The sequence below is a fragment of the Bradyrhizobium uaiense genome, from assembly GCF_010811875.1.
Taxonomy (GTDB): Bacteria; Pseudomonadota; Alphaproteobacteria; order Rhizobiales; family Xanthobacteraceae; genus Bradyrhizobium; species Bradyrhizobium uaiense.
Genome location: NZ_VKHP01000096.1, coordinates 1 through 15,780 on the forward strand (window position 1 = coordinate 1; position 15,780 = coordinate 15,780).

Annotated in this window: 15 protein-coding genes; 7 read left to right on the plus strand and 8 right to left on the minus strand. The window is 63.5% G+C overall.

Translation table 11 applies throughout. The features are described 5' to 3' along the window. Positions 1 to 248 (plus strand): KUP/HAK/KT family potassium transporter (locus FNJ47_RS22360; RefSeq protein ID WP_430649406.1); only part of this gene is annotated, 248 nt, incomplete at its 5' end. A 116-nt stretch (positions 249 to 364) separates the two neighbouring features. Here FNJ47_RS22360 and gyrA read toward each other — a convergent pair. The 3 genes from gyrA to FNJ47_RS22375 form a co-directional block, all read right to left on the minus strand. Beyond that, entirely contained in the window at positions 365 to 3,091 is a 2,727-nt protein-coding gene (gene gyrA / locus FNJ47_RS22365; RefSeq protein ID WP_163156938.1) for a DNA gyrase subunit A, read from the minus strand. Positions 3,092 to 3,360: 269 nt separating this feature from the next. Further along, positions 3,361 to 3,705: a DUF2306 domain-containing protein gene (locus FNJ47_RS22370; protein ID WP_163156940.1), complete on the minus strand. Its 345-nt coding sequence runs from the start codon at positions 3,703 to 3,705 to the stop codon at positions 3,361 to 3,363. A 253-nt stretch (positions 3,706 to 3,958) separates the two neighbouring features. Beyond that, complete coding sequence (locus tag FNJ47_RS22375) at positions 3,959 to 4,450, minus strand: single-stranded DNA-binding protein (protein ID WP_024583984.1); 492 nt, start codon at positions 4,448 to 4,450, stop codon at positions 3,959 to 3,961. A gap of 448 nt (positions 4,451 to 4,898) precedes the next feature. On the opposite strand from FNJ47_RS22375, the gene FNJ47_RS22380 reads away from it, so the two are divergent. The 4 genes from FNJ47_RS22380 to FNJ47_RS22395 all read left to right on the plus strand — a co-directional run bounded on the left by FNJ47_RS22380 (position 4,899) and on the right by FNJ47_RS22395 (position 10,786). Next, positions 4,899 to 5,642: an outer membrane protein gene (locus FNJ47_RS22380; RefSeq protein WP_163156942.1), complete on the plus strand. Its 744-nt coding sequence runs from the start codon at positions 4,899 to 4,901 to the stop codon at positions 5,640 to 5,642. A gap of 268 nt (positions 5,643 to 5,910) precedes the next feature. Next, positions 5,911 to 6,570: an outer membrane beta-barrel protein gene (locus tag FNJ47_RS22385; RefSeq protein ID WP_163156960.1), complete on the plus strand. Its 660-nt coding sequence runs from the start codon at positions 5,911 to 5,913 to the stop codon at positions 6,568 to 6,570. 359 nt (positions 6,571 to 6,929) lie between these two features. After that, entirely contained in the window at positions 6,930 to 9,914 is a 2,985-nt protein-coding gene (gene uvrA, locus FNJ47_RS22390) for an excinuclease ABC subunit UvrA (protein ID WP_163156944.1), read from the plus strand. Between the two features lie 26 nt (positions 9,915 to 9,940). Next, positions 9,941 to 10,786, plus strand: a complete 846-nt coding sequence (locus tag FNJ47_RS22395; RefSeq protein WP_163156946.1) for a S1 family peptidase — start codon at positions 9,941 to 9,943, stop codon at positions 10,784 to 10,786. Positions 10,787 to 10,926: 140 nt separating this feature from the next. Here FNJ47_RS22395 and FNJ47_RS22400 read toward each other — a convergent pair whose 3' ends face one another. The 5 genes from FNJ47_RS22400 to FNJ47_RS22420 form a co-directional block, all read right to left on the minus strand. Further along, the gene (locus FNJ47_RS22400) at positions 10,927 to 11,295 is read right to left on the minus strand and encodes a VOC family protein (RefSeq protein WP_163156948.1); all 369 of its coding nucleotides are present in this window, start codon (positions 11,293 to 11,295) and stop codon (positions 10,927 to 10,929) included. 130 nt (positions 11,296 to 11,425) lie between these two features. Further along, positions 11,426 to 11,758, minus strand: a complete 333-nt coding sequence (locus FNJ47_RS22405; protein ID WP_163156950.1) for a PRC-barrel domain-containing protein — start codon at positions 11,756 to 11,758, stop codon at positions 11,426 to 11,428. Between the two features lie 339 nt (positions 11,759 to 12,097). Further along, positions 12,098 to 13,036, minus strand: coding sequence for a YVTN family beta-propeller repeat protein (locus FNJ47_RS22410; protein ID WP_163156962.1), 939 nt, complete (start codon positions 13,034 to 13,036; stop codon positions 12,098 to 12,100). A gap of 123 nt (positions 13,037 to 13,159) precedes the next feature. Further along, positions 13,160 to 13,699 (minus strand): SRPBCC family protein, encoded by a 540-nt coding sequence (locus FNJ47_RS22415; RefSeq protein WP_163156952.1) that lies wholly within the window; start codon positions 13,697 to 13,699, stop codon positions 13,160 to 13,162. 154 nt (positions 13,700 to 13,853) lie between these two features. Beyond that, positions 13,854 to 14,618: an AAA family ATPase gene (locus FNJ47_RS22420; RefSeq protein ID WP_163156954.1), complete on the minus strand. Its 765-nt coding sequence runs from the start codon at positions 14,616 to 14,618 to the stop codon at positions 13,854 to 13,856. A gap of 165 nt (positions 14,619 to 14,783) precedes the next feature. Between FNJ47_RS22420 and FNJ47_RS22425 the strand changes: the two genes are divergently transcribed. Both FNJ47_RS22425 and FNJ47_RS22430 read left to right on the plus strand, forming a co-directional pair. Next, positions 14,784 to 15,188, plus strand: a complete 405-nt coding sequence (locus FNJ47_RS22425) for a PaaI family thioesterase (protein WP_163156956.1) — start codon at positions 14,784 to 14,786, stop codon at positions 15,186 to 15,188. 4 nt (positions 15,189 to 15,192) lie between these two features. Beyond that, a complete protein-coding gene (locus FNJ47_RS22430; RefSeq protein ID WP_163156958.1) occupies positions 15,193 to 15,516 on the plus strand; it encodes a hypothetical protein in 324 nt (107 codons plus the stop codon). The last annotated feature ends 264 nt before the right edge of the window (positions 15,517 to 15,780 follow it).

Below are 15,780 nucleotides of genomic sequence, written 5' to 3' on the forward strand. Positions count from 1 at the left end.
AGTATCCGACGATCTACGAAGGGCTGCAGCTCGCCTGCCGGCAGGGCAAGCTGCCCGGCATCGATCTCTCCGACGTGACCTACTATATCGGCCGTGAAACCATCATCCCGCGCGAGGACGTTCCGGGCATGTGGGTATGGCGCGAATCGCTGTTCGCTTTCCTGCAGCGCAACGCCGAACGGTCCGCGGCCTTCTTCGGCGTGCCGACCGGTCAGGTGGTGGAGTTCGGCACGGAGATCGAGATCTGATCGCAGTATCTGCGTAGCCCGGATGAAGCAAAGCGTAGTCCGGGACAACCGACGCCACGCTGGCCGACCCGGATTTCGCTGCGCTCCATCCGGGTTACGAGATCGGCCCGGCGGGGCTAGCCGCCGTTGCCGTTCTCGCCGTTTTCCTCTTCCGGAATGTGCTCGACCGAGACCACGTGCTCGTCCTCGGCGGTATCGAACACGATCACGCCCTGGGTCGAGCGGCCGGCGACGCGGATGTCGGCCACCGGGCAGCGGATCAGCTGGCCCTTGTCGGTGACCAGCATGATCTGGTCGGCGTCCTCGACCGGGAACGACGCCACCAGATTGCCGTTGCGGTTGTTGACGCTCATCGCAACGATACCCTTACCGCCACGGCCGGTGGTGCGGTACTCGTAGGACGAGGTCCGCTTGCCGAAACCGTTGACGGAGACGGTGAGCACCACCTGCTCGGCCGCCGATAGCTCGGCATAGCGCTCCTGCGACAGCTGGATCGCGTTCGCGGTCTCCTCGCCCTCGGCCTCGACCGGTTCCTCGGCCGTGGTCTCGCCGGCCACCGCGCGGCGCATCTTCAAATAGGCCGAGCGCTCGTCCGAGGTGGTCTCGACATGGCGCAGGATTGCCAGCGAGATCAGCTTGTCGGCCTCGGGGAGCGCAATGCCGCGCACGCCCATCGAGGTGCGGCCGGTGAAGACGCGCACATCGGTGACCGGGAAGCGGATGCACTGGCCGCCGGCGGCGGTCAGCAGCACGTCGTCACGCTCGGTGCAGATCTGCACGTCGACGATCGCCTCGCCCTCGCCGAGCTTCATGGCGATGATGCCGGAGCGGCGGACGTCGACGAAATCGGACAGCTTGTTGCGGCGAACCGTGCCGCCTGTTGTCGCGAACATCACGTCGAGATTGGCCCAGGAGGATTCATCCTCCGGCAGCGGCATGATCGTGGTGATGCGCTCGCCCTGCTCCAGCGGCAGGATGTTGATCAGCGCCTTGCCGCGCGCGTTTGGCGCTGCCATCGGCAGTCGCCAGACCTTCTCCTTGTAGACCTGGCCGCGCGACGAGAAGAACAGCACCGGCGTGTGCGTGGAGGCCACGAACAGGCGCGAGACGAAATCCTCGTCGCGGGTCTGCATGCCGGCGCGGCCCTTGCCGCCGCGGCGCTGCGCCCGGTAGGTCGACAGCGGCACGCGCTTGACGTAGCCCGCATGCGACACCGTCACGACCATGTCCTCGCGCTGGATCAGGTCCTCGTCCTCGACCTCGCCTTCCTGCTCGATGATCACGGTCTTGCGCGGCGTGGCGAACTGCTGCTTCACCTCGGCGAGCTCGGTCTTGACGATGCCCTGCACGCGGGCACGCGAGCGCAGAATGTCGAGATAGTCGGCGATCTCAGCCGCGAGCTTGTCGAGCTCGTCGGAAATCTCGTCCCGTCCGAGGGCGGTCAGGCGCTGCAGCCGGAGATCGAGGATGGCCCTCGCCTGCTCCATCGACAGCCGCAGCGTGCCGTCGTCGTTGATGCGATGCCGGGGATCGTCGATCAGCGTGATCATGGCCTCGACGTCGCGCGCCGGCCAGTCGCGCGACATCAGCGCCTCGCGCGCGGTGTTCGGATCGGGCGAGGTTCGGATGACACGGATGATCTCATCGATGTTGGCGACCGCGATCGCAAGGCCGACCAGGATGTGGGCGCGATCACGCGCCTTGCCGAGCAGGAACTTGGTCCGCCGCGTCACCACCTGTTCGCGGAACGCGACGAAGATGGTGAGCAGGTCCTTCAGATTCATCGTCTGCGGACGGCCGGAATCCAGCGCCAGCATGTTGGCCGGGAAATTGGTCTGCAGCGGCGTGAACCGGTAGAGCTGGTTGAGCACCACATCGGGCACCGCTTCGCGCTTCAGCTCGATGACGACGCGATAGCCGTCGCGGTCGGACTCGTCTCGGAGATCACCGATGCCTTCGATCTTCTTCTCTTTCACGAGGTCGGCGATGCGCTCGACCATCGTCGCCTTGTTCACCTGATAGGGAATTTCGGTGATGATGATGGCTTCACGATCCTTGCGGATGGTGTCGATCGCCACCTTGCCGCGCATCACGATCGAGCCGCGGCCGAGATGGTAGGCCGAGCGGATGCCCTGGCGGCCGAGGATGACGCCGCCGGTCGGAAAGTCAGGTCCGGGAATGATGTCGATCAGCTCGTCGATGGTGAGCGCCGGATTGTCGATCAGCGCCACGCAGGCGTCGACGACCTCGCCAAGATTGTGCGGCGGGATGTTGGTCGCCATGCCGACGGCGATGCCGCCGGCGCCATTGACCAGCAGGTTCGGGAACCGGGCCGGCAGAACCGACGGCTCCTTCTCCGAGTTGTCGTAATTCGGCTGGAAATCGACGGTCTCCATGTCGATATCGGCGAGAACCGCCAGCGCCGCCTTGGTCAGCCTCGCCTCGGTGTATCGATAGGCCGCCGGCGGATCGCCGTCGACCGAACCGAAATTGCCCTGGCCGTCGATCAGCGGCACCCGCAGCGAGAAGTCCTGCGCCATGCGGACCATCGCGTCGTAAATCGACTGGTCGCCATGCGGGTGATATTTACCGATCACGTCGCCGACGACGCGCGCGGACTTCACGTACTTCTTGTCCGGAGTGTGTCCCTGCTCGTGCATCGAGTAGAGAATGCGCCGGTGCACCGGCTTCAGCCCGTCGCGGGCATCGGGCAGCGCACGCGACACGATCACGCTCATCGCGTAATCGAGGTAGGACTTCTTCATCTCGTCGAGAATGGAAACGGGACGAATATCTGAAGGCACCGGCGGCTCGCCGGGCTTATCGTCTTCGGGTTCGGACAAAGGGGAAATCCGGTCAGTTTTACTGGGGAATCATATAGCCCATCGGGGGTCTGATAACCACCCTTCGGCGGCTCCCGCAAGCCGTTTTTCCCTTCGTTTTTTCATGCACTTACGGGCAGGTCGGGGCGGCCACGGCCGCTCGGTCGAGAAGCGGATGGCGAATAGCGAGTGGACCCCCGTATTCGCCACTCTCCATTCGCTATTCGCACATCCCATCATTGGCCGAAAACCACCGCGTGCATGATCCGTCCGGGCATGAAGGTGAACAGTCAGGCAATGACCAGCGCGCCGAAGAAGATGCCGATCATCGTGTACTTGTGGCTGCGGACGTTGTGGCTCCGGGCAGCCGTGACGCCGAGCACCAGCATGACCAGCGAGAAGATCGACAGCAGATGAATCGGGCTCCACGGCCCCAGCAGACGGATCTGGTGGATCCAGAACGAGCTGCCGGCGACGACCAGCATCAGGATCACCCACATCCAGCCCAGCGTCCGATGCGGCAGCGTGCCCTTGGGTGCGGCGAGCTGAATGGAGCCGAGCACGAAGGCGGCCATCGCGACAAAGGCATGGAGCGGGATCGCAGGCGCGGCGTCGAGCAACGGCGCGAGGCTCATGGAGGCGGCCCTCGAGTGAAGCGCGCGGCCGGACATCGCTTGCCGCGGGCCAATGTAAATATCATTCACATCGACCTGTGTCAAAGTCCCGGGAACTCGCACTGTTCGCCGTCAGCGACGTAAGCCACTCCAGATAGTTGGGAGGTTATCCTCACAATTCACATGAGGAAATTGCCGTGACGCATCGAGCCGCCGTCCCGGGAAATGATCTTCACGGGGCGGCAGCGGCCGACATAATGTTCGAGGAGCGCGCTCAGAACGGGATGTCGTCGTCCATGTCGCTGTTGCGGCTGCCGCCGCCGGCGGCAACTGCACGGCGCGGTGCCGAGCTCACCGGTCCCGACGAGCCGAAATCGCTGCCGCCATCATCGGAGAAGCTGCCGCCTCCACCGCTCCGCCCGTCGAGCATGGTCAGGTTGGAGTTGAAGCCCTGCAGCACGACTTCGGTCGAGTACTTCTCGACGCCGCTCTGGTCGGTCCATTTGCGGGTCTGCAACTGACCCTCGATGTACACCTTGGCGCCCTTCTTCAGATACTGCTCGGCGACCTTGCAGAGGCCTTCGTTGAAGATCACGACGCGGTGCCACTCGGTCTTTTCCTTGCGCTCGCCGGTGCCCTTGTCGCGCCAGGTTTCCGAGGTGGCGATGGAAAGATTTGCGATCGGACGGCCGTCCTGGGTCCGCCGGATTTCCGGATCCTTGCCGAGGTTTCCAACCAGGATCACCTTGTTCACGCTTCCTGCCATCGCATCATCTCCACTCAAAAACCGGGCGTCCGGACATCGGCCGCCACTCTCAACCTTCGCCACTTACATTGCAGGCGTCGTGGATGACCCTATACGCCGGTGCCGGCTCGCCGCCTTGGTCCTCGCGCGGTTATCCACGATAATCAGATATAGCATCCCTGCCAGGAATGTTCCAGTTTTGTTCGCCACAACCAACCGTAGAAGCGGGCGCGGGCAATGGAGCGACAGCCGATTTCGGTTCAGGCCGCCGAGCGGCTTCGGCACTTTGGAAAATTAATATATAAATCAGCATCTTATTCTCGCCGCACTTCTTCCCCGAGTGTGGCTTTTGGGAGACGGCCTTTCCGGTTGAATCAGCGTATAGCTACCAACCATCAGACGGGCGCTCGCGTCTGAGTTCGGCTTCGGGACCCTTTTGGAAGCCGATCGGGAAGCTGGGGAGTTTTGAATGAAGAAGTTTTTGCTCGGTACGGTTGCTCTGATCGCGTTTGCTGCGCCTGCCGCGGCCGCTGACCTCGCTGCGCGCCCCTACACCAAGGCACCGCCGATGATCGCTGCCGTCTATGACTGGAGCGGCTTCTACATCGGCGCGAACGGCGGCTGGGGCTCAAGCCACAATTGCTGGGACCAGGTCCCGCGCGGCGTCTTCATCGGATCGGATGGTTGCCATGATGCGACCGGCGGCGTCGCCGGCGGCCAGATCGGCTACCGCTGGCAGGCGGGCACCTGGGTGTTCGGCCTCGAAGCGCAGGGCGACTGGGCCGACCTGAAGGGCAGCAACAACAGCGCCATCTTCCCGGGCCTGTTCACCAACCAGACCAAGATCGACGCCTTCGGCCTGTTCACCGGCCAGATCGGCTACGCCGTCAACAACGTGCTGCTCTACGCCAAGGGCGGTGCGGCGCTGACCGACAACCGCTTCAGCACCTACTTCACGCCGACCGGCGCGCTCGCCGGCCGCGCCAGCGACACCCGCTGGGGTGGCACCATCGGCGCCGGCATCGAAGTCGGCTTCGCGCCGAACTGGACCGCCGGCATCGAATACGACCACCTGTTCATGCAGGACAAGACCTACAACCTCACCACCCCGACCGGCGCGCTGTTCAGCAGCATCCGCGATCGCCAGGACGTCGACCTCGTCACCGTCCGCGTGAACTACAAGTGGGGCGGCCCGGTCGTTGCGCGCTACTGATCGCGCGACCCGGATTTGATCCAGACGAAAGGCCGGCCTCGCGCCGGCCTTTTTGTTTGCGCGCCCGTTCCACTGCAGCGAATGAAGCGCGCGTGCGAGCCCTAGTCTCAGCGGCGGCGTTTTCCGTGGATTGTGGTTTCCCGGATACACAACTTCCAGCGTTTCTCTGTAGAAGCGTGCGCACATCACGCAACATTGCGATGACGTTCCCTTCGACTGAAGGGACAACAAGAAAATCGGCAAGAAAAGCAGGATTTGGACTTTGAAAATCAGGAATGTTTTGCTGGCATCGGCCGGCATGTTTGCACTGAGCGCTTTTGCACCGGCCAACGCCGCTGATATGGCGGCTCGCGCCCCCTACGTGAAGGCTCCGCCGCTGGCCGCGATCTACAACTGGACCGGCTTCTACATCGGCGGCTTCGGCGGCTACGCCAGCGAGAACTCCGGCAATCCGAAGATGGAAGGCGGCTTCGCAGGCGGCACCATCGGCTACAACTGGCAGGCCGGCAACATCGTGTACGGCCTCGAGGCCGACGGCGGCTGGGCTGACGTCGATGCGTCGGCGAGCGCGCTCGGCATCACCGTGAAGAGCAAGATCGACGCGCTCGGCACCGTGCGCGGCCGCATCGGCTTCGCTGTCGACAAGGTACTGTTCTACGGCACCGGCGGCTACGCCTGGGTCGACAACAAGCTCAGCGTCACCGCGCTCGGCGTGACCGCCTCGCAGAGCAACTTCCACTCCGGCTGGACCGTCGGCGCCGGCATCGAGGCGTTCATTGCCCCGCAGTGGTCGATCAAGGGCGAGTACCTGTATCGCAGCCTCGGCGGCGAGAGCTACTTCGGCATCCCGACCGGCGATCTCAACCTGCACAGCGTGCAGTTCGGCGTGAACTATCACTTCGGCGGCCCGATCGTCGCCAAGTACTAAGACAAGTACTAAGTCGATCAGCAACGGATCGCTCGGAAAGGCCGGCCTCGCGCCGGCCTTTTTGCGTGAGAGCGTTTTCGAGCGAAGCGGACCCCGGTCGCGTTACAGAAAACGCGCCAGAACAAAAATCCGGAGCCCCGTTCCGATTTCGTCGGGACGGGAAAAGCCTCCAGCGGAACCGGTCCTGCTGACGGCTGCTGCCATCAAGCAAACTATCCGTTGATGGCCGCGACTCAGCACTGGAAATTGTCGACCGTTCTTCCTACGTTCCAGTCCTCACACCCCATCGGCGCAGGGTCCCGGCATCACCGGCGATGCGCGCCCAAAAGGCGCCCGATCATGCGCCCGGAACCGTCGCAATGGATGAAGTGCTCAAGGCGAAGCGCCAACAGAACGCCGGCTCCTCATCGCGCGCCATCACGATCCGCGGCGCGCGCGAACACAATCTGAAGAACATCGACGTCGAGATTCCCCGCGACAAGCTCGTGGTGTTCACCGGCCTCTCCGGCTCCGGCAAGTCGTCGCTCGCCTTCGATACCATCTACGCCGAGGGCCAGCGCCGCTACGTCGAGTCGCTGTCGGCCTATGCGCGGCAATTCTTGGAGATGATGCAGAAGCCCGACGTCGACCAGATCGACGGCCTGTCGCCGGCGATCTCGATCGAGCAGAAGACCACATCGAAGAACCCGCGCTCCACCGTCGGCACCGTCACCGAGATCTACGACTACATGCGCCTCTTGTGGGCGCGCGTCGGCGTGCCCTATTCGCCCGCCACGGGCTTGCCGATCGAGAGCCAGATCGTCTCGCAGATGGTCGACCGCGTGCTGGCGCTGCCGGAAGGCACGCGACTGTATCTGCTGGCGCCCGTCGTGCGCGGCCGCAAGGGCGAGTACAAGAAGGAGCTCGCCGAGTATCTCAAGAAGGGCTTTCAGCGCGTCAAGATCGACGGCACCTTCTACGAGCTGTCGGAAGCGCCCGCGCTCGACAAGAAATTCCCGCACGACATCGACGTCGTGGTCGACCGCATCGTGGTGCGCCCCCACCTCGCCCAGCGCCTCGCTGAAAGCTTCGAGACCGCGCTGAAGCTCGCCGAAGGCCTTGCAGTGATCGAATACGCCGACGCGCCGGCGGCCGCGCAGGACGAGAAAAAAGAAGACAAGAAGAAGACCGCAAAAATCCACGACAAGAGCGGCCCCGAGCGCATCCTGTTCTCGGAGAAGTTCGCCTGCCCGGTCTCCGGCTTCACCATCCCCGAGATCGAGCCGCGTCTGTTCTCGTTCAACAATCCGTATGGCGCCTGCCCGGCCTGCGGCGGCCTCGGCGTCGAGCAGCATATCGACGAAGACCTGGTCATCCCCGACAAGGAGCTGACCTTGCGCAAGGGCGCGATCGCGCCATGGGCGAAATCGTCCTCGCCCTATTACATCCAGACCCTGACCGCGCTCGGCAAGCACTACAAGTTCACGCTCGACACCAAGTGGAAGGACCTGACCAAGAAGGTCCAGAACGCGATGCTGCACGGCTCCGGCGACGACGAGATCAAGTTCTCCTATGAGGACGGCGTCCGCTCCTACGACACCAAGAAGCCGTTCGAGGGCGTGATCACCAACATCAATCGCCGCTACCGCGAGACCGAGAGCGAGTGGGCGCGCGAGGAGCTCGGCAAGTATTTCTCCGACGTGCCCTGCGAAGGTTGCCATGGCTACCGCCTGAAGCCCGAGGCGCTGTGCGTCAAGATCGGGGCTAAGCACATCGGCGAGATCTCGGAGCTCTCGGTGAAGCGCGCCGGCGAATGGTTCGAGACGGTGCCGGAGGCGCTGAATGCGCAGCAGAACGAGATCGCCGCGCGCATCCTCAAGGAGATCCGCGAGCGCCTGACCTTCCTGCTCGATGTCGGCCTGAACTACCTGACGCTGTCGCGCTCGTCCGGCACCCTGTCCGGCGGCGAGAGCCAGCGCATCCGCCTCGCCTCGCAGATCGGGTCGGGCCTGACCGGCGTGCTCTACGTGCTGGACGAGCCGTCGATCGGCCTGCACCAGCGCGACAATGCGCGCCTGCTCGACACGCTGAAGCGGCTCCGCGACCTCGGCAATACCGTGGTCGTGGTCGAGCATGACGAGGACGCCATTCGCCTCGCCGACTATGTGCTCGACATCGGCCCCGGCGCCGGCATGCATGGCGGCCACATCGTCGCCGAAGGCACGCCCGACCAGATCATGCGCAACCCGAAATCGCTGACCGGCAAATATCTGACCGGCGAGCTTTCGGTGCCCGTCCCCGACCGGCGGCCGCCGAACCACCGCCGCACCATCAAGGTCATCAACGCGCGCGGCAACAATCTGAAGAACGTCTCGGCGGAAATTCCGCTCGGCCTGTTCACCTGCGTCACCGGCGTCTCCGGCGGCGGCAAGTCGACCTTGCTGATCGACACGCTCTACAAGTCGATCGCGCGCAAGCTGAACAATGCCAGCGAGGGCGCCGCCCCGCACGATCGCATCGAGGGCCTCGAGCACATCGACAAGATCATCGACATCGACCAGTCGCCGATCGGCCGCACGCCGCGTTCGAACCCCGCGACCTATACCGGCGCCTTCACGCCGATCCGCGAATGGTTCGCCGGCCTGCCGGAGGCGAAGGCGCGCGGCTACGAGCCCGGGCGCTTCTCCTTCAACGTCAAGGGCGGCCGCTGCGAGGCCTGCCAGGGCGACGGCGTCATCAAGATCGAGATGCACTTCCTGCCCGACGTCTACGTCACCTGCGACACCTGCAAGGGCAAGCGCTACAACCGCGAGACGCTGGAGGTGCTGTTCAAGGGCAAGAGCATCGCCGACGTGCTCGACATGACGGTCGAGGAAGCCGCCGAATTCTTCAAGGCGGTGCCGCGCGTGCGCGAGACCTTCCAGACCCTGCATCGCGTCGGCCTCGACTACATCCATGTCGGCCAGCAGGCGACGACGCTGTCGGGCGGCGAAGCCCAGCGCGTCAAATTGGCAAAAGAGCTGTCAAAGCGCGCCACCGGCCGCACGCTCTACATCCTGGACGAGCCGACCACCGGCCTGCACTTCCATGACGTGGCAAAACTGCTCGAGGTGCTGCACGAGCTGGTCGCCCAGGGCAACACGGTGGTGGTGATCGAGCACAATCTCGAAGTCATCAAGACCGCCGACTGGGTCATCGACCTCGGCCCCGAAGGCGGCGACGGCGGCGGCGAGATCGTCGCCTGGGGCCCGCCCGAGGACATCGTGAAAGCGCCGAGGAGCTACACGGGGAAATTCCTGGCGCCGGTGCTGAAGAAGGCGAACAGCAAGTCGCGGAAGAGCTCAGCGAGCGAGGCTGCGGAGTAGTTCTCTAACAGAGATCAAATGCAGCTATGCTGATCTACGCGCCAGTAAAGCTCAAAATGCTGCGGAAAAATGGTGATTCTGACGAGATCAACCTCGCCATAGCGAGCGGGTTTTTCTGGCAGCACGACAATGATTTTTATTTGATAACCAACTGGCACAACGTTACCGGCTGGGACCCGGTTAATGACCGAAGCATGAGCAAGTTGGGTGGGCAGCCTACTCACCTAGAAATGCCCCTTTTGCTAAAGGCCGAGGCGACCGCGGACAATCGATCGATGGCAGTCCGCAAAAGGTACTACCTGAGCCTCTACGAAACCGATGGAACACCAAAATGGATCGAGCACGCCGCTTTGGGTAGACATGTAGACGTTGTTGCTTTGAAGATCGCTCAATTGGACGATACGCTAGTTAGCCGTCCAATAAACACTCTTAATGACTTCGTGGATTTCGCGCCCACTGTTGGCGGTGACGTGTTCGTGCTGGGTTACCCCGGCGGAGTGGACGGTGGTCACGAACTTGCAATTTGGAAGCGAGGATCTATTGCTAGCCAGCCATTCTTAGACATTGATCAGTTGCCGAAGATCCTCATTGACACCGCGACACGAAGCGGAATGTCGGGGGCTCCTGTGATTGCTCGACGATCGGGAATTATAGTTCCGAAGGATATCCCAAGCACGCCGGACGCGCTTTCCGGAAAGGAAATCATTGGTCAGGCCAACACATTTCTAGGCGTGTACTCCGGCCGTATTGGAGATGATCCGATGGGTCTTCAACTCGGCATCGTTTGGAAAGCAAACGTCATTGACGAGATCGTCAGAAATGGAAAACCTGGGCAAGGACCATTTGAGCAAAACGGTTTGCAACAAGCGTAGCGAAGCATTCGCCATTTCTGTTGCCGCAACAACGGCAAATTATAGCTCCAGCTAGCTCGCCGCACACCATTGCTCATGGCTCTCCCGGGTCGTGAATGATCCGCACCGAAGATTGCCCCTTCCGGCACAGCTTGGCCGTCTCAATTCCCGCGATAGGTGGCGATCTGCCAGACGTTTGCCCAGGCATCCCGCACCATCGCCCGTCTGTCGCCATAAGGCGTATCCGCAGGAGCCTCGATCGATTCAGCGCCGGCCGCAATCGCGCGCCGGTAGGCCTCGTCGGCGCTCTGAACATAGACGTAGAGAAAGGCCGGCATTGCCTCTCGTGCGCCGCCACCGTCGCTGATCAGGATGATCGAGTCCCCGATGCGCATTTCCGTCGGCGCTCCGGGCCGGACTTCGCCTTCCGCGCCGAAGACATCTCTCAGGAAACCGGCCAAGCCGGTCAGGTCGCGTGTGACAATTCTCGGTATGACGGAAGGCCAGCCGGCGGGCTTGAAGTGAGTCATGTGTGCCTGTCTTGGGCTAAGCAAGTCCCCCGGACGAGCGAAGCGCTATCGGGGACTTCCGACCAAATACGTTGGTAGCTCCCGCATGTCGCTTCGCTCATGCGGGCTACGGCATCTCCTCGTCTGCGCGTTACACCGCCCAATAGTTCGGGTGCGTATACGATCGCGAGCGGTCGCCCCAGTCAAATTCGTCGCCGTCGAACTCGGACGGCCCGGCGCGCAAATCATCCAGCGTCACTTCGGCCTCGAAGGCCTGCCGCGCGGGATCAAATCGCAGCGCGGTCCATCTGACGGGATAGTGGTGGTGGGTACTCAGCACGCCGCCGGTCTTAATGATGGCGTAGGCCACGGTTCCGCTGACCTTGTCGAGCATCAGCCGCTCGATCGAACCGAGCCTTGCGCCATCGCGCCCGAAGACGCAGACGTGCTCGACGCGGTCGCTGGGCACCAAGGTATGATGCATGGCATCCTCCCTGTGTTTCCTCGCATTTGCTGCATAATATATGCCCGCCGCGCCGGTGAGCCAATGGGTCGCAGCTCGGCGACGGGCCGTAGGCGGGTTGGCCCCGCTGCGTCATTCCAGGTCAACGAGTTGCACGAACGCCGGTGACAGGCTCCTCGCAATGACGAAAGGAGCACCCGACAAATGCTATCGCGCTGCGGCGGGCACCTGCACTATTTCGGAATAATAGAAGCGTATCGCTGATTTGCCCGACGCGTCAAGTCGCTTTTCCAGGTGCCGACAGCAACCGGCTACTGTGCATGGGGTTGTTTTCGATATTTTGGGACGTGCACTTTCCGCCTACTCCGTCCGCCTGAGAAACGCCCCGAACGCGCGCGGCCCGTCGCCGACCTTGACCTCGCCGGTGACCCTCATCTCGGCAGCATCAATCATGGTCAGCGTGTTGCTCTCCCAGTTCGCGACCACGATGCGCCGGCCGTCGGCCGTCGCCTCGATGCCTTCGGGATAGTCGCCGACCGTGATCCGCTTCAGCGGCTGCAAGGTCGCGAGGTCGAACACGCTAACCTTGCCGTCATACTGGTCGGTGACGAAGCCGCGGCCCTGCGCCAGCGCCACCGCGTAGGGGCGCAGGCCGACATGGACGCGGCCGATCTCTTGCGCGGTGGCGATGTCGATCACGGAGACGTCGTTGGAGCCGACATTGGCGGTGTAGGCGCGCTTGCCCTCGGCATCGACGGTGACGCCGAACGGGCGGGTGCCGACCTTCACGATCCCTCTCCGCTCCCGCGTGGCGGTGTCGACGATCGACACGCTGTCATCATCGCGGTCGGCCGAGAGCAGCAGGCGCCCATCCGGCGTCACGGCGAGCCCGGACGGCGATGCCCCGACCGCGATGCTGGCGGCAACCCGCTGCTCCTTCGCGTCGATGACGCGCACCGCGGCGGCGTACCAGTCGGCGACGTAGACCGTCGCGCCGTCGGGTGCCACCGCAATGCCGAGCGGGCCGCCGTCGACATCGACCCGGCCGACCACCTTCCGCGCGGCCGCGTCGACCACGGTGAGCGCCTTCGCATCCGGGCTGGTCACATAGGCAAAGCGGCCGTCATTGCTGACGGCGACGCCGGCGGGCTTGCCGCCGATCGCAATCGTCGCAACCGGCTTCGAGGTCGCGAGATCGACCACCGTGAGATCGTCGCTGAGCTGGTTGGTGACGAACGCCTCCTCGGCATGCGCGCCGCCGAGCAGGCCGAGCAGCGCAGCCAGAACGATCGCCCTCAGGGTACACACAATTCTATCCACGTCATTGCGAGGAAAGCGAAGCAATCCACGGCGCCGCAGAACGGAAGAATGGATTGCTTCGTCGCTGCCGCTCCTCGCAATGACGGTACGGTTGGCATCCGATCAGGTGCCGCTCTCGATCTTCTTCTTCAGCGCTTCGAGCCCGGCCTTGTACATCCCGCTCACCGCCTTGATCGCGGCCTCGTCGTTCAACTCCGGCGGCGGATCGTTGTTGGGAAAGCCGCGGTAGAACGCGCCGGCCCATTCCAGCTTCGTCCTGCCTTCGGGCGCCGGCGACACCGTCAGCGTCGAGGAATAATTCGTGACCGGCAGCACCTTCACGTCGACCGCCGTGATCCGGTACGAATAGCTCATCATCTCGGGCTCGTATTTGTAAAGCTCCTCGTCGACGGTGTCGCCGGGCGCCAGCGTCAGCCGCCGCGTGGCGCCGATCTCGTTGCCCTTCTCGCCTTCGGTCTTGGTGACGCCGGCGAGCCAGCTCATGTCCTGGAAATTGCCGATCACCGCCCACACCTTGGCCTGCGGCGCGTCGATCTCGATGGATTCCCGCACCTTCTGCCGGGTCGGCCCATGGGCCCAGGCGGCCCCCAACACAGCCAATGCCGCTACCACGACGCCAGCACGCGCGATCGTACGCCTCATCCTTGTTCTCTCCCGGTTTGCCGGTCTACGCCGTGACGGGCGCGCCGAAGCTTATGGTTCGAGATTCTAGACTAGATCGGGGATCGGCTTCTTGCACCAGAGCGAAGTTCGCGGCCGCCGGGATCGCCGGGAGGCAAGCCGCTGGACAACAGGATCATTCCTCGATCGCGGCCTCGACGAACCCGTTCGGGTCGTCACAGAACTCGCGCATCAGCCGGTAGTGATCGGTCTCCCGCAGGCTTACCGGCTCAAGCCCGTATTTGGTCAGCCGCAGCAGCGTCGCGTTCGGATAGGCCATCAACACCGGCGCATGCGTCGCCATGATCACCTGGCAGTGGCCGGTGCCGTGCATCCGGTGCAGCAGCTTGAGGAATTCGATCTGGCGCGACGGCGACAGCGCGGATTCCGGCTCGTCGAAGATGAAGATGCCCTGCCGCTGGCAGCGCTCCTCGAAGAAGCGCAGAAAGCCTTCGCCATGGGAATAGGACAGGAAGTTCGGCGGTATGTCTCCGACGTCCAGCGCGGCCTCGTCGACATAGCGCGCCACCGAGAAGAAGCTCTCGGCGCGGAAGAACCAGCCGTTGGTGATCTTGGGCAGCCAGCTTGCACGCAGCGCCACCGCAAGCGAGCCGCCCATCTTCTCCACTGCACGACCGTGGTCGACCGCGCGATAGCCCTTGCCGCCGCCGGCGTCGTCATAGTCGGCCATCACGGCGATACCTTCCAGCAACGTCGACTTGCCGGTGCCGTTCTCGCCGACGATGATGGTGATCGCCTTGTCGAAGCTGAGTTCAAATTCGTCGCGCAGCAGCGGCAGCACGAACGGGTAGGCCTTGCGGTTGGGAATGCGGGTCGGATCGAGCCAGACCCGCCGGAGATACGGCGCAGGCATATTGATCGGACGCTGTCGTCTTGCCACCGGCCGCCCTCGCCTCCACGCACCAGCCCGAACCATCCCAGATGCGCTGGACAGCGTCAAGAACATAACAGGAACAGTGCACGGGGCCGGCGCGCATGCCCGCGCACAATGATATGTTCGGCTCCCGGCACCGCAACGCTCCGCTCCAACCCAGATGATCCCCACATGACAGCTTCGCCTCCCGAGGGCTTCAAACTCCTGCCGAACCGCCCAGGGTTCATCGACCACAACGGCCCTTACTACTGGCGCGAAAGCGAAGCAGGCCCCGAATGGGGTTTTCAGAGCGACGAGCGGCACGGTAACCCCTACGGCTACATCCATGGCGGGGCGATCCTCGGCTTCCTCGACACTGCGCTCGGCAGCGCCGTCTTCGCGGCGACCAAGCGCAAATGCGCCACCGTGTCGCTGGACAGCCGCTTCGTCAGCGGCACGGCGCCAGGTTCATGGATCATCGGCCGCACCATCGTGAAGAAGATCACGCGGACCTTCGCCTTCGTCGACGGGGAAGCCTTCGCCGACGACAAGCTGCTGGTGACGGCGGCGGCCGTCTTCCGCGTCTTCGACGAATGAACGGATGGCAAGTCGCACCTACACCACCTTCCGCAAGGCGATCCTCGCCGAGCAGCAGGTCGTCTGCGTCTATGCCGGCCGCCGACGCGAGCTCTGCCCGCACATCATCGGCCACAACAAGAGCGGCGAAGAGGTCGCGCTGGCCTGGCAATTCGCCGGCGAAAGCTCGGGCAAGCTGCCGCAATGGCGCTGCCTGCGGCTCGCCAATGTCACCGACGCCAAGGCGCGTGACGGAAGCTGGCACGAGGGCAGCTCGCATCGCACCGAGCAGACCTGCGTCAACGCGATTGATCTCGACATCAATGTCCATGTGCGCAAGCGGCGGTGAGCGGCCATTCCCCGAGTTGCGGACTCTCCAACACACTCAGCGTCGTCCCGGCGAAGGCCGGGACCCATTGCCACGAATGCGACTTGTTGCGCGATGCTGGGGCCACAGCCTTCGTTCTACAACACAACCCTGTGGTTATGGGTCCCGGCCTTCGCCGGGACGACAGCAGAGGGTGCGGCGCGGTATCTCCAGGGACGACGCGTGGAGAGGATCTGCCTAGGGCTGCTCCGCCGCCTCCAGCACTTCCAGCACCAGCTCCATCGT